The following is a 26,553-nucleotide window of genomic DNA, read 5'->3' on the forward strand; positions in this document are numbered from 1 at the left end:
TGCCCTCAAATAAATTGAAGGCATTTGTTAGGCCTAGTTCTCACCAGTCCCGTTTTTATCTAGGAGTATGTCGGCGCAAAACTGTTTAACAGCTTACCCAACATAATATCCGTTTTAGTTAAAACGTGCTCCTAAGACAGCATAGATGTAGTTATTCAAAGTTGCCTTGATTGCCTCAAGATGTTGTGACTCAACGGTTGCAAAAATCTCATCGTTGGTCTTGTTCAGGATATATGCTTCAAATTGAGCTAAGCTACCCTTACCATTCTCGAAGTCAGCAAACATTCCTTGATCGAATGAAGCATAGCGTTCTTGCTTAATTTGCTCCAAGAAGCCATCTTCGTACATCTTCAAAGCTACTCGTAAACCAGCCGCATACACATCCATGCCAGCCATATGTGCATAGAATAGATCCTCAGGCTTGAATGATCCACGACGAACCTTTGCATCAAAGTTCAAGCCACCAGTGGTCAAGCCACCGTTCAAGATAAATTCGTACATAACCATAGTTGCTTCATAGATGTCGTTAGGGAATTCATCAATATCCCAGCCAGTTTGCTTGTCACCCATGTTGGCATCCAATGATCCCAACATACCAGCCTCGCGGGCAAAACGAGCTTCGTGCTCGTACTTGTGTCCAGCTAAGTAAGCATGGTTACCTTCCAAGTTCAACTTGAAATCATCTTCCAAACCATAAGTCTTCAAGAAGGCGATCGTCGTTTGAACATCGGTGTCATACTGGTGATCAGTTGGCTCCTTTGGCTTTGGCTCTAACAAGAATTGACCAGTAAAGCCAATTTCATTTGCATAATTCTTAGCCATCTTGAAGAAGGCCGCAATATGGTCTAATTCGCGCTTTGTATCAGTGTTTAGTAGTGATTCGTATCCTTCACGACCACCCCAGAATACATATGACTCAGCATTCAAGCGCTTAGCAATCTCCAAAGAATGCTTAATCTGGGCGGCTGCATATGCAAATACATCAGCAAATGGTGTCGTTGCTCCACCAGCTAAGAAACGCTTGTCAGTGAACAATGATGATGTATTCCAGAGCAATTTCTTGCCGGTTTCTTGCATCTTGGCTTCGATTCGATCAACAACCTTATCCAAGTTTGCATTTGTCTCAGCTAGTGTATTACCTTGTGGTGCTAAGTCACGATCATGGAAGGCAAAATATTCAAGACCTAATTTGTCCATAAACTCAAACAAATAATCAATCTTGGCTAAGGCATGCTCCATATCGCTCATGTCGTCTTCGCCATTAACATCCCAAGGACGTTGCGCTGTTCCTTCACCAAATGGGTCAACCATTCGTTGGTCCATTGTGTGCCAATAAGCAACTGAGAACTTCATCCAGTCCTTCATCTGCTTAGTTACACCATTAATTGTAATTTCTTCTGTTGGGTTGTAGAAGTTAAAGCCTTGCGTTGCCTTGAAATCAACACCCTTTTTACCACCAATGAATTCAACCTTCGGGAAATCAAACAAATCTGACATTATTACTGCCTCCAAAATAGTAAATGAGTTATTTTTTATCAGGTTAGTTGTTTCGATGAACCAACTAACTTATAAAACATATTGTAAACGGTTACTTTGGTTTTGGCAAGCGGTTGTTTTTATTCTCAACCATTAAAAAAGCCAGCACCTTTTCAGTGCTAGCTTCATCAAGCTTAATATTAATCCCATGAGGTATCATCAACCTGCGAAATGGTGAATCTGAGCCGGTAATCCTCTAATCCTAAAATATTACGTGTCGTAAGCGCAATACCACCAATCAAGGTTGCCGAATAAACCGAGTCACCAGCATATTTTAATTGTGTTGCACTTTCTGACTTTAGTTCATGATACATCTTTTGCATTTCGTCAAACAGTTCTGGCATCCCAGCAATCATTCGTGCGTGCACATAAAAAGTTGAAATTGCCGAGTATTGTGCCAAATTGAATAATAAGATTGTCGTTGCTTTAACCCACCCCTGTAAGAGTTCCATTATCTCAGGGTCATGCTGCTGATATAACTCGACTAGTTCATTTCTGGCAATCGCCTGACCTTTTAAATTACCGGCCCGCTTCAGTATCGCATCTTCTGAATAAAGCTCTTCAAAATGAACTGGCAATTTATATCCGGCCGTTTGCCAACGCTGATCATCATAAATAATCGTCCGGCCAATTTCACCAGCTGCCCCGTTCAAACCGTGAATCAGGTTGCCATTCTGAACAATTCCTGCCCCCACACCATTATGAATATTAACGACTGCAAAATCAGTTTGTCTGATTTCACGATCATGCTCACGAAAGTCACGCACATAGAGCGCCGCTAAATTAGCCTCATTTTCCAAAAATACCGGCACATCCAGCGCGATCTCAAGTTCGTGACCCAGATCATGCTCTAATAGGACCTGTGTGAATGGCGTGTAAACGACCCGATTCTCGTGCACAACCCCATGAATTCCTACCGCAATTCCAACTAGCCCGTTGATTGTTCCTTGGTCACCCAATTGCAGGACCCGTTGCAACATCGCTCGTTTAAGATCTTCATAACTTGTTTTACTAGTCAAATCCATCCTACCGCGATCTAAGATTTCACCCGTCAATCGAGCTACTAAGTAACGCAGGTGATTTCGTCCCACATCAAAGGACACCACAAAACCATACTCACGGTTAAAACGGATTAATTGGGGTTTGCGCCCCCCAACCTTCGACACTTCACCTTCGCCCAACTCCTCAATCAAATGTTCGCTTTCAAGCTCACGATAAATTGTCGAAATTGTTGATTTATGAAGTGAGATTTTATCAGCTATCTCACTTCGCGACGTTTTGGGTTCATTAAATAATTCTTGAATAACCAATTTACGGTTAAGTTGTCGCATACCTTCTTGATCTAATTTGTTTTCCATCGTTTTCAGTACTTCCTGTTGCCTAGTTAGTTGTGAGAATGAAGTAACTCCCCACGGTTACTATACCTGAATTAAGTGACTTTTGCTAATCTCCGTAATCAGCAAATAGAGGTCGAAACTCCCCTTAATATGGAAGTCTCGACCTCTATTAATCATCTTACTTAGCTAACTCACCATCATGCAAATGATTTACGCGATGCCGTAACTCGGCCTCAATTGATTCAAGTGAACGTCCACGTGTTTCGATTGCCTTGGCCTTGATAAACCAAACCGCCAAGAAACAGAAAGCTGCATAGAGCAAGAAAATATTTCCGGTACCAAATGCTGATAGCAATGGTAAGAAGGTCAGGGAAACCACATAATTTGCCCCCCAATTTACCACCGCACCAAATGAATTTCCAAGTCCACGAATATTGAGCGGGACGACTCTCCAATCATCACCCACATTACGGGACCCCATGTTGCTGAGAAGAAGGCAATGTAAACTGTTAGTCCTAGCACCGCAATATACGATCCAAAGGGACCAACCGCTTTCAAGTGCATTCCCAAAGACATCACGGCCAATGAGATTCCCATTGCCCATGCGCCCCAAATCAGCATCTTCTTACGATCAACCTTATCCATAATCTTCATCGCAATATAAGTCACAATGACATTAAAGATTCCAATTCCAATATGCGCTAACAAAGCCGCACTCACTCCAAAGCCTAGGTCAGTGAAAATTGATGGTGCGAAATACAGTACCGTATTACATCCCATGACTTGTTGGAAAACAGCTAGCCCAATTGCCATGATCAGCACTGGTCGTGACATTTCACCAAACAATTCTTGGAAGCCACCTTGACGCTCCTCGCTTGCTTGCAGTTGAATGTCAGATAATTCTGCTTCCACTTTGACTGCTGAATCATTAGTCATTCCCAAAACTTCTTGGGCTTCTGTAACTCGCCCCATCCGCACTAGGAAACGAGGAGACTCTGGTAAGATCATCCCACCAAAGAACAGAACCGCTGCAGGTAATGACGCCAATGCTAACATCCAGCGCCATCCATTAACTGGATCACCAGATAGGAGCCAATTTGAAACGTATGCCAGGAAAATACCCGTCATAATCATCAACTGGAAGAGTGTTCCAACACCACCACGATCTTTAGCTGGTGCCAATTCAGACAAATATGTTGGAATTAGCGCTGATGCCGCGCCGACAGCAACTCCTAATAGAATTCGCGAAGCAATTAACAAATTAAAGTCTTGCGCTAAACCGGATCCTAAAGCACCAAAGAAGAAGATTCCTGCTGCCAGTAGCAACAGGCGCTTACGACCAAATCGATCTGACATTGGTCCAATAATTGCAGCTCCTAGAACTGCTCCTAATAGAACCGCCGAAACAACCCATCCCTGTGCCCACGCATTTAAATGTAATTGCTTTTGAATAAAGAGGATTGCACCAGAAATTACCCCAGTGTCATAACCAAACAACATCCCCCCTAATGCTCCAAAGAAATAAACTGTCCTTGGGGAAATCTTACGCATCTTTTAACCTAACCTTCCTAAAAACCGACCTAATAAATAGTGGTAACCAACCACTCCATTAAGCATTAATCAAACCGTTGTTCAGAACGTTCCCATGAAAATGAACCATCATCCAACGCCCTGTCGCCGAGCTCTTTGTAATCGAAATAATCAAACTCAGCCGCCAACTCATATCCTGAGTAGTCAACTGCGGCCAAACCAACAAAGGCCCCTGTGAAGAATCCACCGTATGATTGAACAACGTAATCATCTGACAAAATTGCCGCATCCAAAGTAACTGGGATCTCAAGGTAATTTTCGCCATCGAACGAATACTCGTAACGATATGATTCCTTGCGTGCCTTTACACGGAACCAAACATACTCTGTATCCTCAGGAATCTTAATTGCGTCATCCTTTAGATATGAGGTGTAATTACCGCGGTTATTCTCGCCAACTTCAATCACATGACCATTCTTCTCATTCCATGTAATGAAGGCAAATGACCAGTGCTTGTCATTATAATAATTTGTAATTCCAGCCATTTGTTGATATGACCATGGGTTGAACTTCACCTTTGTTTCAGCATCAAAGTAGAAAGCTTGCCAGCGACGAGCAATCATGCCAACTTCAAAGTTGCTTGCTAGGGATCCCAAGCCGTTCAAGACCAACTTACCGTCACCAACGTGACCCAACTTATCCGTAAATGGTACCCGGAGCGTATTCCAATTCAAATCTAATTCAGCACTTGTAAAGTCATCGTGCTGAGAGTGATCGGCTGGTGCCTCTGTCAAGATGGCGTCCTTTGGTGCGTCAACGAAAGTTGTTCCACCATGACCACCAACAACTCGTGGCCAACCTGCTTCATCCCATTCAACCTTTTGAATTGAAGTCTCACGACCAAGAGTTGACCAACCACGTGGGTCAGTGGATGATTCATTCTCATGATTCCATGGACGACCAGTCAATGATGCATAATACCATTCACCACCTGGTGTACTTACCAAGGCACCATGACCTTGCTTTTGTAAGTAACTGTATGGTGTATCAAAGTTCGTGATGAATGGATCACCAGGCTCAGTTTCAAATGACAAAGCATCCAATGACTTTGAACGCGCAACTACTTCTTGGTGGGTAAAGATCGTACCGCCTTGAGCAGCAAAGAGATAGTAATACCCATTGATGTTGTACAAATGCGGTCCTTCAACAAGCTTTACATCCGTACCTTCATAGATTGTGTGCGCCGTTTGAGGCATTAACTTCATTGTCTTTGTATCAAATTCGGTCAAAGTAATGCCGTCAAAGGGATGATTGTACTCACGATGATCCCATGTTTGTTGAACAAGGTACTTACGTCCATCCTTGTCATGGAACAATGACGCATCAAAACCAACTCCATTCAACTTAATTGGATCAGACCAAGGACCGCGGATATCATCTGCCGTAGTTAGGTAGTTCGTCATGTCCTTGAAAGTTCCCTCGGTCACCTTAACGTCCGTGTAAACCAACCAAAACTTACCGTCGGCATACGACAAATCAGGCGCCCAAATACCACCAGAAGCGGGGTTCCCCTTCATATCCAACAAAGTTGTTGTTGATAATGGTGAAGGCAACAAATTCCAGTGTACTAAGTCCTTTGATTCATGAAGACGTACACCAGGGAACCATTCAAAAGTTGAATTAGCAATATAATAGGTATCTTCAACACGGATAATTGATGGATCTGCGTTAAAGCCAGGTAAAACAGGATTTACAATCTGCATGATATTTCTCCTATAATCATATATTTACAATAACCAACGCCACTTAGCAAAATATCCCACAATAAACAAACACTTACTGTGGGATACTGCTTTTTCAAAAATTAGTTCTTTTCAGCAATTTCCTTATTCATTTGGTTAACCATCTCATCAGTCAATGGATACATCCACATGATAATTCCAGCAACAATCGCCAAAGCAATTGGCACCCAAACCATCGCGTTTACCAAACCTGACAAAGCTGCTGATGATTGTGCCGTCTTGGTTGCATCAAAGCCAGTTGCAGCCAGCATGTAACCTGGAATGATTCCACCCAAGGCAAGTCCAATCTTGAAGAAAAGACCCATCAAGGCATTAATAATTCCGGCAACACGCTTACCTGACTTGTGTTCGTTGTAAGTGATAACTTCAGGAACCAACGCCCACATAAATCCAGTAGCTGCGGTCAAGCCCCACTGTTGTAGGAAACGGCCTGTGTAACCCAAAAGGGTGTTACTAGGGTTCTTATCCCACATGAACAGCAAAACTGATCCAAGAATGAAGACCGCCAAGAAGAGCTCAAAGAACATCTTCTTACCAATCCACTTACGGATGATCGGCCACAAGAATACCAAGAAGATTCCTGGGATTGAACCAATCAAACCAATCATGAACATCAACTCTGAATGACCAATGTTGTATTGCACGAAGAATGGCCAAACAGTGTTTCCAAAGAACATAAATGTAAATCCAACTAAGAAGAATAGTCCAAGGATTTGCAAAGGACGTGAGCCACTAAACTCATTCCACAAATCAGCGAACTTAACTTGTGGTGCATCACCTTCAGGCAAAACCCGTTCGTGTGATGTCCGATAAGTAATGTACAAACCAACTGCACCGAGCACCATATAAACGGCAAAGACACCGAACCAAGCACCTGCGGCGTGTGGAGAAGCATAGTTACCTAGTGGCAACTTGAGATTTCCAAGACCAAAGGCCGTTGGCTTGTTTTGATAAGAAGTTGCAAGTTGAACAAACAATGGGAACAAAGTATAAACCAATAAGTTTCCTGTATTTGCCCAAGTCATACGAGTAGTCGTTAGCTTAGCAATCTCATCATTATCACGAGTCAAACCAGCCATCAATGAACCGTATGGAATGTTAACCCATGAATAAACCAAGGCTGTTGCCAAATATGACACAAAGGCCCAAGTAATCTTCATGGTCATGTTTGTTCCTAGCCAAGTACCAACTGGCAAGAACAACAATGAAGCCAAAATAACCAATGGAATACCGAAAGTCTTAATATACTTACGATACTTTCCATCCTTGGTAACTGGACTCCGATCAACCATCGAGCCAACCCAAGGATCCCAGAACACATTAATCCACCGGACAACCAAGAAGATCGTTGCACCAACGGCAGCCGAAATCCCTGAAATTGAGGTTAGGTAGAATAGTAAGAATCCGCCGACAGTTCCGAAAATCAAGTTCTGTGAGAAGTCTCCCACAGCGAAACCATTTCGATCGGCGGACGTCAGCTTAGCGAATTGATCATCCGCTGGTGCAAACTTAGCCATATTCTCTTCCTCCTAAGAAGCAATCCTTAAATAAAAAAATACCTAGCAAAATGACAGTTATGTAACCGCTATCATCATTACGAATTGTATTATTACACAGTTGATTGTTTAATGCAACCAACCTAAAAGGATTGAAAATTATTAGGCGCATACTGCATTGTCAGTAGTTATCCTTGGGAAACCTTATATATAACTGTTTCTGTACATACAGAATAAATCAAATTTGATCGATAAAATAAGTTAAATTAGTTGTTCGGAAAAACCAACACCCCGAAATTCCATAATTTAAGAACATTTATCTTTAAAATCAACCAAACCATAAAAAAGCCCGTGCCACACGCATTCTCGCCTGTTTAACACGAACCTTATGCCGATTTTTTAAATTTTTTATAACCCCTCCATAAACATTAACCTTGTTTGCAAAAAAAAGACGTTTGCTGTCTAGTCACGACAGCAAACGTCCTCTATATTAACTATTTATTTAGATTATAAATCTTTCAAAACTTCACGGCGATTTGGAATTGATTGCAACGCTCCAAAATGTTGAATCGCAATTGAACTAGCTTTTGAAGCATATCTGATTGCCTCAGCTGCGTTACCCAAGTCCTTATCGAGCTCCACCGTTAATGATCCAATGAATGTATCGCCAGCCGCCGTCGTATCAACAGGAGTTACCTTAAAGATTGGTGCAACTTGGTCTGTTCCATCTAAATGATAGAACACGCCTTCTCCACCCAATGTAATAACGGTCTTTTGAATCGTTAACTGATTCATAGCCTCACGCACAATTTGCAAATCCGCTAGCTTAGTCGAGGGCGTCTCACCAACCAAGGCAGCCGCTTCAGTTTCATTTGGCACAATAATATCAGTTGCGCTAATTACCTCTGGTAGGATCGCATCTTGATCAATAATTGGCGCTGGATTCAGGATTGTCGTTGCGCCATATTTCTTTGCAAAATAGAAGGCCTTAGCAACCGCAACTTGAGGTACCTCAAATTGCGCAATCACAACGTCGGCATTCGCAATCAAATTCTCTGCCTTAACGATATCATCCGCCGTCAGTTCAGCATTCGCACCACCGTAAACCATAATTGTATTATGGCCGTCCTCCTCCAATAAAATTGAAGCAGATCCAGTCGGAACTTTCTTTGTTACGATTCCGCTTACGTCAATTCCTTCTTCACGTAAGACGGTTTTAAATCGTTCACCCGCTTCATCTGCGCCCACGGCTCCAATGAAACTTACTTGACCACCTTGTCGCGCCGCAGCCACTGCTTGATTTGCTCCCTTACCGCCTAAATTCTGCGATTGGTTTTTTACTGAAATCGTTGCCCCTTGATGAGGCAACTTTTCGATTTCCGACACTACATCAAGATTCAAGCTTCCGACAACAACAATATTTTTCATCTTATATTTCTCCATTTTTCGTCAAGTAAAACGTTTTATCAAAGCAATTCTACTATACATTATCCATCACTACAATGAACAATTGAAATGAATTAGTGTCGTAAGGGCCTAGTCGATTCTCGCTCAACCACTCTCACGATATCTAACTGTTCCGCCTGTAATGCCATCTCTGGGTGTTGAAGGCGATCAATTACCATGTCCAGTGCGCGCTGCCCAAGTTGCCAGACCGGCTGAGTCACTGTTGTTAATGACGGCGTCACAAATTCTGAAAAATCTGTATTATCATAGCCGATAATACTAATCTCATCGGGTACCTTTACACCAATATTTGCCAGACCTCGCGACAGACCAATGCCAAGTTCATCATTAAGCGTAAACACTGCCGTAACTTGCATCTTTGCGACTTTGCCTGAGACGGCCAATCCACCATGCTTCGATAGCGCAGTTGTGACCTCAACCAGTTCCCGCCCCTCCTTTACCCAGCAATCCTTGAATCCATTAATGCGTTGTTGCATATTGTTGGTAATAACATTTGGAATTACTAGCGCAATGCGTTGATGGCCTTGACGAATTAAAAATTCACCAACCAGCTTTCCTCCATGATAGTCATTCGTTGTTAAGACGTCTGATAGTCCTGCATCACCGGCTTGATCAAGCACCGTCACTGCGACTCCTCGCTGTTTCAACATTTTAAAGGTCTCGTCTGCTTTTTCAACAGTGCGGGCAATAACTAATCCGTTAATTCCCCGTTCTACAAGATTCTCAATGCTAGTTTCGATTGCATCATCCCCAGCAGCTTGGAAAATTAGCTCCACACGGTCCGCCGCATGTTCCTCCATGCTTTGCATTAAGTCAGCAAAGAATGGATTCCGTAGGCTCGGGACCAGAACCCCAATCATTGGTTTGGCAGTTCCACGTAATTTCTGCGCACTTTTGTTTGGAATATAACCCAACTTATCACGCGCCACCAAGACTCTCGTGATCGTGTCACTCGGAAATCGTTCCGTCTTGTTATTTAAAATTTGCGAAACAGTCGTGATAGACACACCAGCTTGCTTGGCTACATCTTTAATCGACGGCCGCTTTGTTTTCTCTGTCATCAGATTTCCCAGCTCATTCCATTAATTTCTATTATTTTACTTTCATTATAGGACAACGTTTTACTGTCCGCTCTTATCCTGTATTTTGCCCTATTCTACATTTAGTTTAACATATATTTTTATATATTTAATCAATTAGAACATCCTATTGTAGGATTATGCTGATCCGATTTGTTTCTTGTTGGTTCAACACCTGATTTATCAGTGGAAACAACCGTTAATTTATCAGTAAAAACTTTATAGAAGCAATTATTTCCATAATTCCGTATCAAGCGTCTCATCCCAAACTAACCGGTCAATCATTTACACAAAGCGGTCAAGGTAGTGGCAACTATTTAGTTAAGTTATCAACCACCATCCTCCCACCTTGCCGCAGCAAGCGATTATCAATAAACTCGTCCAGGCAGAATGTTTAACCTTAACTCGTTGATTGAGGGCTTTTGTCCAGAACTAGATCCAATAGACAATAAAAAACGACTACACATTAGATGCGTAGTCGTTCGTGGCTAGAAATTTATTCAAAATGCTAGCCAGCCTGTATCAGGATTCTCTATTCCAAAGGTGGGGCCAAATGGAGATAGAGTTAAAGTTATGTTTCTGTACTATAAAGGTCATCCGGATGGTATTAACCATTCGATAGGTATATTTTATAACTTAAACCTTAAAAGGTCATCGAAAACCTGCATTGTTTAAGATATGTTAATCATTTCTTAACATTCTTAAACTTCTAACTGACTTTCCCTTAATTCATATAACAAAATCCACCTTACTTGGCCTCGCCAAAGATCATTTCACGCTGATTCGTACTATAATATGCTGCCTTAGCGTTTCCAAGTCCGCTTCCAAACTTTGCCTGATTGCTACCATTCACCACAAAATCTAAATGGCGCATTTGCTCCATAATACTCTGCACCAAGACTGGTGTTAAATCATCTTTAACATGATCAAAAGTAATCACCTGCTCTGGTCCCTTGCTCAAATTCCCGTCAACCTGAAAAATCAACACCATATCTTTAGCCATCGTACCCCTCCTATTTTTGCTTTGCAAACGGAATTTCAGTCGTAATAATCCGAACCTCGGTCAACTCTTCTGCTCCAATTGCCTTTACCAACTCCGTTAATTGTTTAAGCTCATTTTCACTTAAGCTTGGCCGGACTTGGAATAATCGAGTTACTATCTGTAGCGGATTCACACCCTCGATCACTCCATTAAAGCGCACCTTTTTAATTACCTGCATCCTCCACCCACTTTCACTGACTAATGACGCTTAACAAATTAAACCCTGTTCCTGATCAGCAACATCGTTAATAACGCCACCAATCCCCCAAAAAGTCTCAATCTTTTAAAAAATTTTTTACCATCTGGCGAACAACAGCTAGCTTCCGATAATACGTTGCCCGCGACATATTCAATCGTTTGCGCCGTTCATGGTGTCGTTCACCTTGAAAGCTTAGTAAATCATTTAACAAACCCTGCATTGTACTGTCCTCCATTCTCTCAATCAACGCTAACAATGTTAACTCCATTTCAGGTGCAACAGGCTCGCTCACACCCAATATCCGTTCATCAATTTCCGTTGGTACATTTCTCAGTAGACTACGTCGTTCTTTCTTAAGATAATCCGCTGCCCGCGAGAACAGCAGGATATACAGATTTAGATTCTTTTCCGCTGCCTGATTTGGTCGTAATGCCAATTCCTTGATCAATACAATCCATAACTCCTGTACTAAATCCTCATACAGAGCTGTCTTAGGTCGTACCTGACTTCGCTTTCTCTTCAAGACACCATGAATTAACCGCTCAAAAGCCATATAATCAACTCCATTCGTCATCATCAGCCTCCAGATTTGTGCATCCCCAAGATGTGAACTACACGTTATAGCTTAACGACTTTGTTTGCCCAACACAAAAAGACGAATGGCTTTTAAACCATTCGTCTTGTGAATATTTACCATATTAATTATGCAACTGCGGAGTTGCCTTCTCGATACCGAGTCCAGCTTTTTGCGCACCGGCTTGCTCGATTTCCTCAAGCGTATGTCCACGCGTCTCTGGAACCTGTGTCCGGACAAACAATACACCCAACAAACAGATAATTCCAAAGATCCCGAAAACGGCAGCCTGAGACATTGCAGCCGTCATGATTGGGAACAATAATCCAACCAAGAATGAACCAATCCAGTTAAAGGATGATGCCAATCCTGAAGCACGTCCACGAATTGCCAATGGGAAAACCTCCCCAACAATTACCCAAGTCAATGGAGCCCAAGTACATGAGTACAGTGCCACATAAATTGAAAGGAACACTACCAAAAGCATTGGTTGCGTCTTCATCAAAGAAGGTGCAAACATGTTCAGGATTGCTGGAAGCAGGAAGGAAAGTCCCATAATCGTTCCACCAACCGTTAAGAGTGTCCGCCGATTGAAACGATCAGCAATTACCAAGAAGAACAGTGATCCAAGTACAAGAATCACACCTTGGATAATTGGCCACATCAATGCTGATGTAGCAGCTTTACCCGTTGCCGATTGAACAATCAATGGGATGTAATAGAAGATCGCATTAGCACCTTGGAACTGTTGGAAAGCAGCCACTCCAATTCCAGCGATCACCAGATAACGATAACGGCCAGTCAGTAAGCTACCCCAATTGGTTGTGGAAGCTGCCTTTTGTTCAACGGAAGCAGTTTCTTGAATATCACGTAATTCTTGCTCGACTTGGTCGGCTGGTCGAATCCATGATAAGACTTGTCGTGCTTCTGCAAGCTTTCCTTGCTTAACCAAAAAGCGTGGTGACTCTGGCAAACGCAAAACACCGAAGAACAGAATTACAGCTGGTACAGCCGCCATTCCAATCATCATCCGCCATGAAACTCCTGTTGGCAAACCTTGTAGGAAATAATCGACGATATATGAAATCAACATTCCTGACACAATCATTACCTGATTAATTCCAGATAGCCGTCCGCGGACCTTTGCTGGCGCCATTTCAGACATAAACGCCGGTACTAGCGCCGAAGCAGCACCAACTCCTAGTCCCAAAAAGACACGCATCAAGATTAGGAAAATTGCACCGCCATGACTAGGCGCAAACGCCGAAGCCAACGCAAAGACCGCGAAAACAACCGCCGACATCAAAATCATTCGGCGCCGGCCAAGGCGATCCGAGAGCTGCCCAGCTAAAGCACCACCGAAGATGGCTCCTAACATCAATGATGAAGTAATCCAACCAATAACTGAAGCGTTACCTGTTAGATTCCAATCAGTTTGCAAGAATGGCAAAGCTCCGGTCATAACACCGATATCATACCCAAATAGAATCCCACCAAAAGCACCAAAGAAGTAAATGAAATTACTTGATATTTTCTTTTCTGTCATTACATTCACCAACTACTTAATGTCGATGAAGTGCAAGGCAAACAAGTTACTCAAGTCATTGATTTGCTCTGCGTCAATCGCAAATGATAGCACTGTATGGTGTCCGCCACCAATCTTCATCCAGGCCTCAGCACCCGCCTTCAAGCCCATCTTTGGAGTCCAAAGCTGCTTAGCAACTGGCAAGAATGGTGTTTCAGCTTCTGGCTTATTACCGATAATATCGTATGACATTAGCTTGAACTCGTCACCATAATCAGCCATCGTGACATCAACGCCTTCAGCTTCCATTCCAGTGAAGACCAAACGAGCTGGATCATCTTTACCACCAATATCCAATGGATGCACTTCAACACGAGGACGGTCTGATGCAATTGTTGGATCCACTTCAAGCATATGTGAACCCAAGATTGCTTCGTGCCCCTTGCGCATGTCCAAAGTATAATCTTCCATGAAGACAGTCTTTTCGTTATGTGCCATTACCTTGAATAAACGAACTAAGGCGGCAGTCTTCCAATCACCCTCACCAGCAAAGCCATATCCATCAGCCATTAGCATTTGGGCTGCCAAACCAGGTAATTGTTCAACACCAACTAAGTCCTCAAAATTCGTTGTAAATCCTGTATAGCCGTGTTCATCCATAAATTGCTTGATTCCAAGATACTCACGCAATTGGTATTTCACATTATATTCGAACTTCTCGGCCGAATTCTCACCTTGAACGTAGTCATACTTGTCTTGTAAGTCGATATATAACTGATCAACAGCAACTTGATCGACAGCATCAATTGCGGCTGCCATATCGCCGATTCCCCAGTAATCAACAGTCCAGCCGAATTTGATTTGAGCTTCGACCTTGTCACCATCAGTTACAGCAACATTGCGCATCTTATCCGCAAAAGTCACAATCTTAATCTTAAATGATTCATTGTAAGCAACTGCCACATCCATCCACTTGGCAACTTCACTTTGTGTCTCCTGATCGTTCCAGTGACCAAAGATAATTTTGTTATTCTTCTGCAAACGAGCATTAATGAAGGCATACTCGCGATCACCGTGCGCTGATTGATTAACATTCATATAGTCAAAATCAATTGAGTCATACGGAATGTTATCCAAGAATTGCGTTGCCAAATGCAACAATGGCTTCGTCAACAATTGCGTACCACGAATCCAATTCTTTGCAGGTGAGAATGTGTGCATCCAAGTAATCACACCAGCAACTTCATCATGATAGTTAGCTTCCTTCATAAATTCAGTGATATTGTCAGCGGTTGTTGCAACCATCTTAAATTCGATCGGATATGGCAATGTGCCCGCTGCATTCATCTTCTCAACGATTTCGCGAGCATCCGCTTCAACCTTTGCCAATGCTTCTGGACCGTATAAGAATTGTGATCCTGTGACAAACCAAAACTTGTAATTATTCGTTGCTAACATTTTTAAGCTCCTTAGATATAAACAATAAGTTCAATAAAATTTAAATAGCTGCAAGAACCATCAGTGCGCATTTCCAAGGTTCTCTTGATCAATAATTGATTTGCAGCAGAAAACTGTAACCGTTTACAAGAGTTATTATTAAATATTTATACGGACAAGTCAAGCGCTTTCATGATATTTATATTAACTTGTTTTAAAAATCACATATTTCATCCGGATAAATTCATAATACAAATGACTGCTAGAGCGCGCTTAATCAGGGATAATCGTACCTTAATTTTTATAACAAACTTGTCTAGCTTAGTTTTTAACCGAATAAATTAACTGACAACCATAGAATCTAGCGTATAATACATATAACTATACATATTTAACTAAAGGAGCTCCTAGGCATACATATGGATACTAAATATGAGATCGTCAAAAACGGATTGTTGGCCGACATCAAAGCCGGAAAATATGGTATTGGTGATAAGCTACCTACTGAGTCCGAATTAATGGAACAATATAGCGTCTCACGCTACACGGTTAGACGCGCCGCGACTGAATTAGAAAATGACCATTACGCCTACCGCATTCAAGGTGGTGGCATGTATGTTGATAACTGGACCAAAAAACAAGCTGAACATTTAGCAGACAAGCGAATTGGGGTCATTACAACCCACCTAGCAGACTACATCTTTCCGTCAATTATCTCTGGGATTGATCGAGTGGTCTCAACCGAGGGGTATTCCCTCATGGTAGCGAATACCCATAATGATCATCAGGTTGAGCGCGATTCGTTGCTTAACATGCTGAGTACCGGGATCCAAGGCTTAATCATCGAGCCAACCTTATCGGCAATTACCAACCCAAATGCAGACATTTATCAGCAAATTAAAGACGCTGGCATTCCCGTTGTGGTTATCAATGCAGCGATGGATGAAAAGAATTTTCCAATCGTAACCATGGATGATCGAAAAGCTGAATTTGAGTTAACCGATTATCTGCTCAACCAAGGTCATACTCATATCCTAGGTATATTCAAGGTTGATGATATCCAAGGCGTTCATCGGATGCGCGGCTTTACTGAGGCTTATCAGCAGCGGCCAAATCTGGCCCTAGATTCAGACATCATCATGTATCAGTCTGGGGAAGGCCAAATTGCCAAAACAATCCATAAAATTGAAGCCTATTTAAAAAGTCCCGATCGGCCCACTGCTATGGCCTTCTACAATGATGAATTGGCCATCCAAGTCATGGAATTAGTTCGTTCATTGGGGCTTCGGGTTCCTGAGGACATCTCAATTGTCGGCTTTGACGACTTCCAATTAAGCCAGTACGTCAATCCGAGTTTGACAACGACAGTTCACCCCAAGAACAAAATGGGCTTTGATGCTGCCAAGATGCTCTTCAAAATGATTGAGGGACAGCCCGTAGAATCAATTATCTATGAGCCCCAAATGATCATTCGCAACAGTGTGCAACAACATCATAACTAAAAAACGACGCTGTGGTTCCCTTCGGAATCACAACGTCGTTTTTAATTTATTTGCTTATTAGTGTGGATACTGAGCACCGCGTTCGTAAACCAGCTCAGGCTCTTGCGAAATCCGGATAAAACTATTTAGCTCATTGATCTGTTCCATTTGAGCCGTGGTTAATTCAAAATCGTAAATCGAGGCATTCTCTTTGATGCGAGCAGGATTGACTGACTTCGGAATCATTGAGATACCATTTTGCAAATGCCAGCGCAAAATTACTTGTGCGGTAGTCTTCCCAACTGCTTGCGCAATTAATTGGAGAACTGGATGATCCAAGTTACGCCCGCGCCCAAGTGGTGCCCATGCTTGCGTAACAATGCCCTGCTCACGATTGAAATTAATCATATCCGCTTGATTTAGTAGCGGATGAACCTCAATCTGGTCAACCACTGGCATCATATTTGCTTTAGTTGCCAAATATTGTAAATGTGTCATGGAATAGTTGGAGACACCGATTGAACGGGCCAGCCCTTCTTCCTTCAGTCGCTCAAATGCTTGCCATGTTTCAAAGAAATGTGTATGTAATGGCCAATGAACTAATAGCAGGTCAACATAATCAACCTGTAAGTCACGTAGCGACTGCTCAAATGAACGCAAAGTTTGATCATAACCTTGATTTGCTTCTGCAATTTTCGTTGTCAAAAATAATTCAGTGCGTTGCAACTGATTCTGACTAATTGCCGCTCCAACCATCGCCTCATTACCGTACATCTGGGCCGTATCAAACAGTCGGTAACCATTCTCCCAAGCCGCCTGAATTGCACGATCTAGTTCAGCCTGCTCGGTAACCTTATATAGCCCAAAGCCTTGAACAGGCATCGTGTTTCCATCTGCAAGTTTAAATTTTTGCTCAAGCATCTTATGCCTCCGTCCTTTAAATAAAAATAGTCTAGTTTACCCCATCGAAACAATGAGGCAAGCTAGACCAAGGTGATTGTTATTTACAGTTACAACTACTTCTTTTGACCATAGTACGCATTGGCACCATGCTTGCGTAAGTAATGTTTATCCATTAATGTCTGGCTCATATCAATATTACCACGCTTTAACATCATCGTGTGATAGGCCATCTTAGCAACTTCTTCCAGCACAACTGAATTATAAACGGCCTTATCCGCATTGGCTCCCCAAACGAAGGGACCGTGATCGTGTACCAAAACGGCTGGTACTTGATCAGGATCAATCCCCCGTTGCTTAAAGGTATCAATGATCACCTTCCCTGTCTCCAACTCATAGGCTCCTTGAATCTCGGCATCAGTCATTGTATTAGAGACCGGCACTGCACCATAGAACGTATCAGCATGGGTCGTTCCGGCCGCTGGAATATCCATCTCAGCTTGCGCAAATGCGACTGCCCATGGTGAATGGGTGTGTACAATCCCACCAATATTTTCAAACGTTTTATACAAGATTCGATGGGTCTCAGTGTCCGACGAAGGGTTCAATGTCCCTTCAACAACCTGCCCGTCTAAGTCAACTACAACCATATCTGCTGGTGATAATTCATCATAATCAACCCCAGATGGTTTAATTACAAATAATCCCGATTCCCGATCAATTTGCGAAACATTGCCCCAAGTGAATTTAATCAACTCATGCTTAGGCAAAGCCATATTTGCGTCGTATACCTTTTGCTTCAAATCTTCTAACATGTTATTATCCCCTATTTCAACAATCCAGCAGCCTGCTTTTCAAGTGGCAAAGCCGCTTGATAATTTTCCATAAAGGTTGCAAAACCAGCCTGATCAATTGGATCAGGCGCAATCGTTGTGGAGTTAACATTTTGGAAGACTAATTTATCGAGATAGTCCGCCAAATTCAAACCACCAGCACTATCAACCACATATTGAGCCAAAATTGCCATCGCCCATGGACCACCCTCACCAGCCGTATCCATGACCGTTACTGGTGCATCCATAACCGCCGCCAAAATCTTTTGGCCAACGACTGGGGTCTTGAAGATACCACCCTGAGCCACGACGGAATCCGTTGCAACTTTTTCAGATGCTAGGATATCCAAGCCCAGCTTCATTGCACCAAAGGCAGAATATAGGTTCATCCGCATTAGATTACCAATGCTAAACTTCGAATTAGGACTACGCACAAACAATGGCCGGCCTTGTTCAACATCAGTGATGTTTTCGCCGGAGTAATAACCATAACTAACCATACCACCTGCATCTGGATCAGACGCTAGGACTGCATTGAACAGTAATGGATATAATTGGGCCGTTGGCAGATCAACACCAATTAGTTTTGTAAACTCACCAAATAAGCGCACCCAATAATTAATGTCAGTTGTACTATTGTTAGCATGAACCATCGCTACTGCTGAGCCGTCTGGCGTAGTAACCATATCGATATCCGTATGCAACTTAGTCAAAGCGTGCTCTAAGACGACCATTGCAAAAGCTGAGGTACCAGCCGAGATATTAGCTGTCCGCTGTTTAACTGAATTTGTCGCCACCATGCCGGTACCAGCATCGCCTTCAGGACCAGCAAACAACGCTCCTGCTTGTAATCCACCGGTTGGATCAAGCAACTTCGCCCCCGCCGTTGACAATGTACCTGCTTGAACACCTGCCGACACAATGCTTGGCAAAATGTCTTCTAGATTCCAAGGTTGCTTGGCAATACTTGGCAAATGGTTGAATTTTGCGAGCATCGTTGGGTCATAAGTCTGCTTGGCAGAATCAATTGGAAAGACACCCGAAGCATCCCCAATTCCAAGCACTTTTTCACCCGTGAGTTGCCAATGCACATAACCTGCCAAGGTTGTAATCATCGCAATCTGATCGACATGCTGCTCTTGATTCAAAACTGCCTGATAAAGATGGGCAATCGACCAACGTTGTGGAATATTAAAGTCGAAGAGGGTCGTCAATTCCTGTGCCGCTTGGCCGGTCATTGCATTTCGCCAAGTCCTAAAAGGCGTCAATAAATTCCCAGCCTGATCAAAAGGCAGATATCCATGCATCATCGCTGAGATTCCCATTGCCTTGATCTTTTTCAAGTCAACTGCATACTCGGCTTGTACATGGTTTGCAAGAGCCCGATAGGCCGCTTGAATCCCCTGCCACACTAAATCTAAGCTATAAGTCCAGACACCATCAACCAGCTGATTCTCCCATTCAAAAGAACCTGAAGCAATGGTGGCATGATCTGATGCAATTAAAACAGCTTTGATATTCGTTGAACCCAGTTCAATTCCCAAAGCAGTTTGCCCAGTGATAATTTCATCTCTGATTTGTACAGTATTCATATTATTTTTCCTTGATTACAAATTTGCGCTGTCTGTAATCGGTTACAATTTGATTATAGAATATTTGTCCGTATAAGTAAACTTAATCAATGATATTTATTAGTATGAATACTCTGGGAGAGTCAAAAAAACGACTGGCATCGAAAACCAGTCGTTTTTTCTCATTTAAATATATTGTGCCGTAATCGATACTGGATTATCAGCGAGTTCAGCTACAGGTCCTTCAAAAATAATTCGACCACCTTGATCACCTGCATCTGGTCCAACATCAATTATCCAATCTGCTTGCCGAATGATATCCAGTTGATGTTCAATCACCACAACTGTGTTACCAGCATCCACAAAGTGCTCAATGATCTTCAAGAGATTCGCAATATCAGAGAGATGTAGCCCAGTTGAAGGTTCATCCAGGATATAAATTGACCCCTTCTGATAGAATTCAGCCGCCAACTTTAAGCGTTGCTTTTCACCACCTGACAAGGTCGCCGTTGACTGCCCAAGTGTCAGATAGCCTAATCCAACTTCATTCATTGCAACGATCTTCTTCTTAATTGCCGCCTGCTTTTTAAAGAACTGAACGGCATCTTCAACTGTTAAATCAAGAATATCAACGATATTTTTATCTTGGAAGTGATACTGTAAGACTGCTTGCTTATAGCGCTTACCCTCACAAGTCTCACAGGTTGTTCGAACAGTTTCCATAAATGCCAGATTTGATTCAACAAAACCACGACCGCCACAGGTTTCACAGGCTCCCTCAGAATTATAGGAGAACAAGCCCACTGGCTGACCGGTTTCCTTGGCAAATAGTTTACGGATGGCGTCCATGATCCCAATAAAGGTGGCTGGGTTACTACGCGTGTTACTAGCCAAACTATTCTGATCCACAAAAACAGCATCTGGATAGGCAAGCCGCAATGAGTTCTCAACTAAACTTGATTTTCCTGAACCAGCGACACCTGTCAGCACTGTGAGCGTTTGTTCTGGAATTCGCAACTGTTGCGCTTTCAGATTATGTGCGGAAGTTTTCTGCCCAATTAAGAACTCCCCCACCGTTCGCGGTGTCTGATTAACCGAACTAGTTTGTTTTAGGAACTTGCCCGTTAATGTGTCGGAGTCGAGTAATTCTGCATAAGTTCCCTCAAACATGACTTCACCACCGTGAACACCAGCCTTGGGACCAATTTCAATCACCCAATCCGCAATTTTAATCACGTCAGGATCATGCTCAATAATAATTACCGTATTCCCCTTATCGCGTAACTTGATGAAAATTTGATTCATTCGTTCAACATCGCGAGGATGTAAGCCCACTGAGGGTTCATCAAAAATATAAAGCATATCGGTTAATGAATTATTCAAATGCTTAACTAACTTAACCCGTTGTGACTCACCACCAGACAAAGTTGCAGTCTCACGATCTAAGGTTAAATAGCCCAAACCTAGCTCAATCAAATGATTAATTTGCCCCCGCAAGGTCTGAACGCCACTATCATCTGCAAAATCAAACTTCGCCAGGACATCTGCCAAATCGGTTAGCTGCAAGGACATTAGATCAGCAATATTATAATTACCAACCATCACCTTTAGGGTGGCTTGTGAGAAACGTTGACCATGGCAAAGGTCACAAACATCCTCATGGGTGTATTCTGTAATTAATTTCTGTGTCCGCTCTGGAATATCACCATCACGTTGCAGATAGTTTCGATTGAACTTTTCAAGCAACCCTTCATAGGTCAAGTTAAACGTACCCATCTTGATCTTGCCGACCGCTGGATCACCATCTAAGAGCTGTTGGCGCTCCTTTGCAGTGTAGTCTTTGATCGGCTTGTCATTGTCAAATAAGCCCGATGCTGTATACACATCAACGCGCTTATATGGTGGGAAGAGCACTGCCCCTTCGTTCAAAGACTTCTCCTCGTCCAAGAATTTAGCCATATTTACAACTGTCTTACGTCCAATTCCCTGACAAGTTGGACACATTCCCGCTGGAAAATTAAATGAGAAATAATCTGCCCCACCAATATGTGGCTCACCAACCTTGGCGTAGATATTTCTAACAATCGGCGCGATATCAGTAATCGTGGCTAGGGTCGATCGAACATTACCACCTAAACTCTTTTGGTCAATCACAATTGACGCTGGTAAATGCTCAATATGTTCGACACGTGGTCGTTCATATTTGGGCAAAAACTGTCGGACAAAGTTTGGTAACGTCTCACCCAATAATCGTTGTGATTCATTCGCTAATGTATCAAAAACTACACTTGATTTACCCGAGCCAGATACGCCTGTGAAGATCGTAATCTGCTTCTTCGGAATCTTTAAACTAATGTTTTTCAAATTATTCTCTTGGTCATTGATAATATTGATATATTCTGTCATTTTGCATTCCCGCCTTCTCAAAGGTCAACTATGTTCCTAGACAAAAAAATAGATCACAAACCTAGGCTTAACCTATTTTTGTGGTCCACTTTCTTTATTCCATCAGGATTATTCAGCCGTTTCAACTGGATTTGTTTCTTCGGCCGTCATTCCGGCATTATCAGCAGCTTCAGCTTCTGTCTTGCCAGGGAAATCAGTATTAAAGCTTGGTACTCCTGAACGAACTGACGTAAACTCACGACCATCCATTGAACGAATCTGCTTAACCAACAAGTTGTTCTGCTCTTGTAAGCTTTGTACATTCGCCTCCAAGCCAACTGCTCTTTGCACAGCGACTGAGTACTTGTTCTCGATAACTTGCATTTGTTGATGAGCATGTGCAACTTGATCCGTCAAACCAGAAATAATCGAATCAGTCTTCTTTTGTGTTTGTTGGAATTCAGTAATTGAGTCTTCCTTCATCGTGTTGATCTCTTGCGACCACTTTTGATTTTCAGCCGTTAATGCCTCAATTTTATCGTTTGCCAATTGCAAACGTTCTGTTGCATCACTCAATTGTGCCCAAACTTGATTAAACTGCTCAGATGCTTGTTGCTTCTCAGCTGCACTCTGTTGCGCAACTACATCAGACTGCCCTAGCTTATTTTGCAAATCGTTAACCTGCAAATCGTAATTTTTAACTTGATTCTCTAAATCAGCTCGGTTATCACGTAATTCGGCAATAATATTCTCAAGCTCTGTTTTCTCTTGTAATTGCGCTTGTGCGGCATCACTAATTCGAACTTCTACAGCTGCATAACGCTCTTCAACTTCTTGCGCCTTTACATCAAACTTTTGACTCCAGTCGTTGTTAACAACATCCAAAGCTTCCTGATGTGCTTGCTTGAGCTCAGTTGTCTCAGCTTGATGCTTGTCATTGATCTCATTGATGTAGCTAGCCGCCTCAGTTCGGTAGTTTTGCCATTCATTAATTTGATTAAATAGATCACCATTCAAAGCTTGTAGTTGGTCAATCTGTGTAATCAACAAACTGTTCTGTGACAAAACACGGTTCAATTGCTCAGCGATTGTTTCATTAATTGAATCATTGCTACTATCAATCATTGGAATTGACCCAAGATCAAAAGAACCATCCTGGGCGACTTGATTCATCATGTTCGCCATATCTGGTGCCTGATCTTCAATATCATTAAATTTCTTTTTAAACATTGCCATGGGGAAATCCTCGTTTTTTCATTCTTTTCATATTAAGTTGCAAAGTAGCCTAATCCTTATTCTATCATAGATACACTACCGCGGTTCGACTACTTTTTACTAGACTATAGGTACTTACTGGCTTCACGATAGGATAGTGCATGTAAGGAGTTCTGCTGCTCCTTTAAAAATTCGCGAACCCAGGTTGGATTACTCTTTGAATAATCTCTCAGAGCCCACCCAATCGCTTTATTAATAAAGAATTCTGTTGAATCAAAGTTTTTTTGAATCACTTTTGCTAATAACTCGGTATCAGTCGCCGCTTTAAAGGTTAGTTGATGGTCAATTGCCACCCGTCGAACCCAAAAATTTTCATCCTCAGCCCAGTCCAGAATAATTGACTTACTAGTCGGTTCAAGCTGTGTAATAGTCCCAACCAGCTCATCCAAACTGTCAACGCTATCCCACCATGATTTAGTAGTAATTAGCATTTTAATCTTCGTTAGATCCGCACTTGTCAGTGACTTTCGCATCGCTCTCAGGTAATCACTGGCAAGGTACTGGAACTCACGTTCATCTGCCTCCCACGCTTGCATAACGAAATCCCAATCAATTTGCGGTTGGGCCTTTTTGGCTTTTAAAAACTCCCTACTTAATGCTCGCCGCTCCGGCGTTTTAATACCGATGAATTGAAATTGATCACGCAAATAATGTGCCATCTGTGTGGCCTTTGCCTGATCACTCTGTTTACGGAATAATTCAAAAATTTGCTCCATCTGATGCCCCACTTTTTCAATCTAAAAAGAGTTAAGAACTAAAGCTTACATTCTTAACCCTTTGCCTAACATAAATTTAACACCTATTCTCGCTCATTAATTGGTAAGGTATGCACCTCAGACGGAATCAGCGGCGCTGTTTCCACAATCACATCAAAGAACTGTAAACCAAACCAGCGAATTGGAGTTGCTGTGATTCGCTTAATCGCAGTCTTTGTTTGAAGGACAAAGCGATCAAACGTCGATATCCGAGAATTATTGGTTAAACGCTCTTCAATCACCACATATCTGAACCCGCCAATCTGTCGGTTCTCTGAGATACTGTAATGTCGATTTTGTTCCGGTAATCGACCACTTTCAATCAAATTCTTCACAATTGTTCGCAAATAACGCGACACATTCTGTTCCATACGGAAGCCTAGGTATAGATTAACCCGCACAATGTAGTCAGTATCCAGCAAATCAACTTCATACTCATTCGTATAAGGCTCATCTGTCACGTTGACATGAACGAACCAATAAACGTATGCTCGTTTGGGCAGCCGGTCCAAGATCGAATACATAATCGAGCGATCAATGTACTCGTCGTCCATTCTACTGGTCAGATACACCAGGTTATGATCATAAAGATCATAGCTTTGATCTGCCCGAAGATCGGCTAATTGTTGCTTATATTCATTCAGGTTTAATTTCTTGACGTACTTAAACATCAAAGTGTTCGAACGCACCCAGATAAACATGACAAAAACAATAATCATGGCAATAATGACAACAACATAACCGCCATGGACAAACTTGACAGCTGACGCAACAAAGAAACTACCTTCAAGCAGACCAAAGAAGATTAATGCTAAGTCTACCAAGTAGCGATTGACGCCACTTTGACGGAGATAGTAAGTCAGGAGCAAGGTCGTCATCAACATCGTTAGTGTGATTGCCAAACCATACGCTGCTTCCATATGTGCCGAGGTTCTAAAGTACAACACAATCAGACTTGTCGTTCCCAATAAAATATAATTAACCATTGGAATATAGAGTTGTCCAATGCTTTTACCGGGATACATAATACGCATCATTGGTAACATCTTCAACCGAATCGCTTCAGACACCAGCGTGAAAGAACCAGAGATTAATGATTGCGAGGCAATAATCGCGGCTAAGGTTGCCAAGATTACAGCGGGAATGATAATCATATGTGGTACAACCGCAAAGAAAGGATTTACACCTTCGAATTGAGTTGCTCCTTGATTCTTTAACAACCAGGCTCCTTGTCCCATATAGCTCAACAAGATTGCTACTTTCACAAAGGGCCAACTGATGTAGATATTGCCACGACCGACGTGCCCCAAATCACTGTATAGTGCTTCTGCACCAGTTGTAGCAAGAAAGACTGATCCTAGGATAAAGAACCCAGCCTTATTCTCGGGGCTAAACAATAATCGAAGGGCATAGTAAGGATTAAAAGCGGCTAAGATTGACCAATCACTAGTCAGATGGACTAAGCCGATCAGACCAATGAAACTGAACCAGATAAACATAACTGGGCCGAAGAGTCGACCGACAATCGCCGTTCCAAACCGTTGGATCAAGAATAGAATCATGATAATTACTAAAGTAATGATTACGATTGGTGTTTGATTAATCCCAAATTCATTATAGAATGCTGGAATACCACGCAGACCCTCAACCGCCGATGTCACCGTAACTGCTGGTGTCAACGCTCCGTCTGCCAGTAGCGTCGCACCACCAATCATAGCGGGCACAATTAACCACTTGGCGTTTTTTCGTACTAATGTATAAAGCGAGAAGATCCCACCTTCATTATTGTTATCGGCTCGTAATGCCACTAGAACATACTTAACGGTTGTAATTAAAGTCAATGTCCAGATAATTAAAGAAATCGCTCCTAAAACAAATACCCGTGAAATATGTTCCAGACCACCTTGCCCCTCCAACAAAGACTGCATTGTATATAATGGACTCGTTCCAATATCACCATAAACGATCCCCATTGCTATGATGAAACCCGCAGTGGTTGCTTTGTTAACCGATTCTGCCTTTACCTTACTCACCCCAATGTCCTCCATTCCGCTTCGATAAAAACTCCTAAACACATACTAGCATAAAAACGCTTTCAGTCCATTAGTGCTGATCCAAATCGGCATACTTAGATTAGTTATTTTTTATCATCGATAAATATATGATTTAATTCTCACGCAATCTCGCGCTTTCCAGGGCGAAAACCAAGTTCAATTATAACACCTTTAATACAATATATATATTTATTATCTGAATAGATTTAAAAACACGCACAAAAAAAGCACCCATCACTGGGTGCCTTCTACTTTGCATCGCGACGTCCTATCCT

At 42.3% G+C, this 26,553-nt stretch carries 19 protein-coding genes and 1 pseudogene; 1 reads left to right on the plus strand and 19 read right to left on the minus strand.

The window, feature by feature from the left end; genetic code table 11:
• Positions 1-114 precede the first annotated feature (114 nt).
• From xylA to araA, 12 genes and pseudogenes are all read right to left on the minus strand, one after another.
• Positions 115-1,497, minus strand: coding sequence for a xylose isomerase (gene xylA, locus ESZ50_RS08910; RefSeq protein WP_148623213.1), 1,383 nt, complete (start codon positions 1,495-1,497; stop codon positions 115-117).
• 179 nt (positions 1,498-1,676) lie between these two features.
• Positions 1,677-2,894 (minus strand): ROK family protein, encoded by a 1,218-nt coding sequence (locus ESZ50_RS08915; protein WP_148623214.1) that lies wholly within the window; start codon positions 2,892-2,894, stop codon positions 1,677-1,679.
• A 157-nt stretch (positions 2,895-3,051) separates the two neighbouring features.
• A pseudogene (locus ESZ50_RS08920) lies at positions 3,052-4,424 on the minus strand (sugar porter family MFS transporter).
• A gap of 65 nt (positions 4,425-4,489) precedes the next feature.
• Complete coding sequence (locus ESZ50_RS08925) at positions 4,490-6,166, minus strand: glycoside hydrolase family 43 protein (protein ID WP_222860807.1); 1,677 nt, start codon at positions 6,164-6,166, stop codon at positions 4,490-4,492.
• 101 nt (positions 6,167-6,267) lie between these two features.
• Entirely contained in the window at positions 6,268-7,722 is a 1,455-nt protein-coding gene (locus ESZ50_RS08930; protein ID WP_148623216.1) for an MFS transporter, read from the minus strand.
• Between the two features lie 486 nt (positions 7,723-8,208).
• Positions 8,209-9,129: a ribokinase gene (gene rbsK / locus ESZ50_RS08935; RefSeq protein WP_148623217.1), complete on the minus strand. Its 921-nt coding sequence runs from the start codon at positions 9,127-9,129 to the stop codon at positions 8,209-8,211.
• 92 nt (positions 9,130-9,221) lie between these two features.
• Positions 9,222-10,229, minus strand: coding sequence for a ribose utilization transcriptional repressor RbsR (gene rbsR / locus ESZ50_RS08940; RefSeq protein ID WP_148623218.1), 1,008 nt, complete (start codon positions 10,227-10,229; stop codon positions 9,222-9,224).
• Between the two features lie 766 nt (positions 10,230-10,995).
• Complete coding sequence (locus ESZ50_RS08945; protein ID WP_148623219.1) at positions 10,996-11,250, minus strand: hypothetical protein; 255 nt, start codon at positions 11,248-11,250, stop codon at positions 10,996-10,998.
• A gap of 10 nt (positions 11,251-11,260) precedes the next feature.
• A complete protein-coding gene (locus ESZ50_RS08950; RefSeq protein ID WP_148623220.1) occupies positions 11,261-11,467 on the minus strand; it encodes a hypothetical protein in 207 nt (68 codons plus the stop codon).
• Between the two features lie 97 nt (positions 11,468-11,564).
• The gene (locus tag ESZ50_RS08955; RefSeq protein ID WP_148623221.1) at positions 11,565-12,062 is read right to left on the minus strand and encodes a hypothetical protein; all 498 of its coding nucleotides are present in this window, start codon (positions 12,060-12,062) and stop codon (positions 11,565-11,567) included.
• A 124-nt stretch (positions 12,063-12,186) separates the two neighbouring features.
• Positions 12,187-13,608: a sugar porter family MFS transporter gene (locus tag ESZ50_RS08960; RefSeq protein WP_148623222.1), complete on the minus strand. Its 1,422-nt coding sequence runs from the start codon at positions 13,606-13,608 to the stop codon at positions 12,187-12,189.
• Positions 13,609-13,620: 12 nt separating this feature from the next.
• The gene (gene araA, locus ESZ50_RS08965; protein ID WP_148623223.1) at positions 13,621-15,045 is read right to left on the minus strand and encodes an L-arabinose isomerase; all 1,425 of its coding nucleotides are present in this window, start codon (positions 15,043-15,045) and stop codon (positions 13,621-13,623) included.
• Positions 15,046-15,443: 398 nt separating this feature from the next.
• On the opposite strand from araA, the gene ESZ50_RS08970 reads away from it, so the two are divergent.
• Positions 15,444-16,526, plus strand: coding sequence for a GntR family transcriptional regulator (locus tag ESZ50_RS08970; RefSeq protein WP_148623224.1), 1,083 nt, complete (start codon positions 15,444-15,446; stop codon positions 16,524-16,526).
• A gap of 57 nt (positions 16,527-16,583) precedes the next feature.
• Here the strand turns inward: ESZ50_RS08970 and ESZ50_RS08975 are convergent, their stop codons facing one another.
• From ESZ50_RS08975 to ESZ50_RS09005, 7 genes are all read right to left on the minus strand, one after another.
• Positions 16,584-17,426, minus strand: coding sequence for an aldo/keto reductase (locus tag ESZ50_RS08975; protein ID WP_148623225.1), 843 nt, complete (start codon positions 17,424-17,426; stop codon positions 16,584-16,586).
• A gap of 95 nt (positions 17,427-17,521) precedes the next feature.
• A complete protein-coding gene (locus ESZ50_RS08980; protein ID WP_148623226.1) occupies positions 17,522-18,220 on the minus strand; it encodes an L-ribulose-5-phosphate 4-epimerase in 699 nt (232 codons plus the stop codon).
• A gap of 11 nt (positions 18,221-18,231) precedes the next feature.
• A complete protein-coding gene (locus tag ESZ50_RS08985) occupies positions 18,232-19,830 on the minus strand; it encodes a xylulokinase (protein ID WP_148623227.1) in 1,599 nt (532 codons plus the stop codon).
• A gap of 165 nt (positions 19,831-19,995) precedes the next feature.
• Entirely contained in the window at positions 19,996-22,215 is a 2,220-nt protein-coding gene (locus tag ESZ50_RS08990; protein ID WP_148623228.1) for an ATP-binding cassette domain-containing protein, read from the minus strand.
• Positions 22,216-22,323: 108 nt separating this feature from the next.
• Positions 22,324-23,430: a coiled-coil domain-containing protein gene (locus ESZ50_RS08995; RefSeq protein ID WP_148623229.1), complete on the minus strand. Its 1,107-nt coding sequence runs from the start codon at positions 23,428-23,430 to the stop codon at positions 22,324-22,326.
• A 104-nt stretch (positions 23,431-23,534) separates the two neighbouring features.
• Positions 23,535-24,185, minus strand: a complete 651-nt coding sequence (locus ESZ50_RS09000; RefSeq protein ID WP_148623230.1) for a DNA alkylation repair protein — start codon at positions 24,183-24,185, stop codon at positions 23,535-23,537.
• A gap of 83 nt (positions 24,186-24,268) precedes the next feature.
• Positions 24,269-26,272 carry a KUP/HAK/KT family potassium transporter gene (locus ESZ50_RS09005; RefSeq protein ID WP_148623237.1) on the minus strand — a complete coding sequence of 668 codons (2,004 nt, stop codon included), beginning with the start codon at positions 26,270-26,272 and terminating at the stop codon, positions 24,269-24,271.
• Between the last annotated feature and the right edge of the window lie 281 nt (positions 26,273-26,553).

The organism is Weissella muntiaci (genome assembly GCF_008107635.1).
Lineage (GTDB): Bacteria > Bacillota > Bacilli > Lactobacillales > Lactobacillaceae > Weissella > Weissella muntiaci.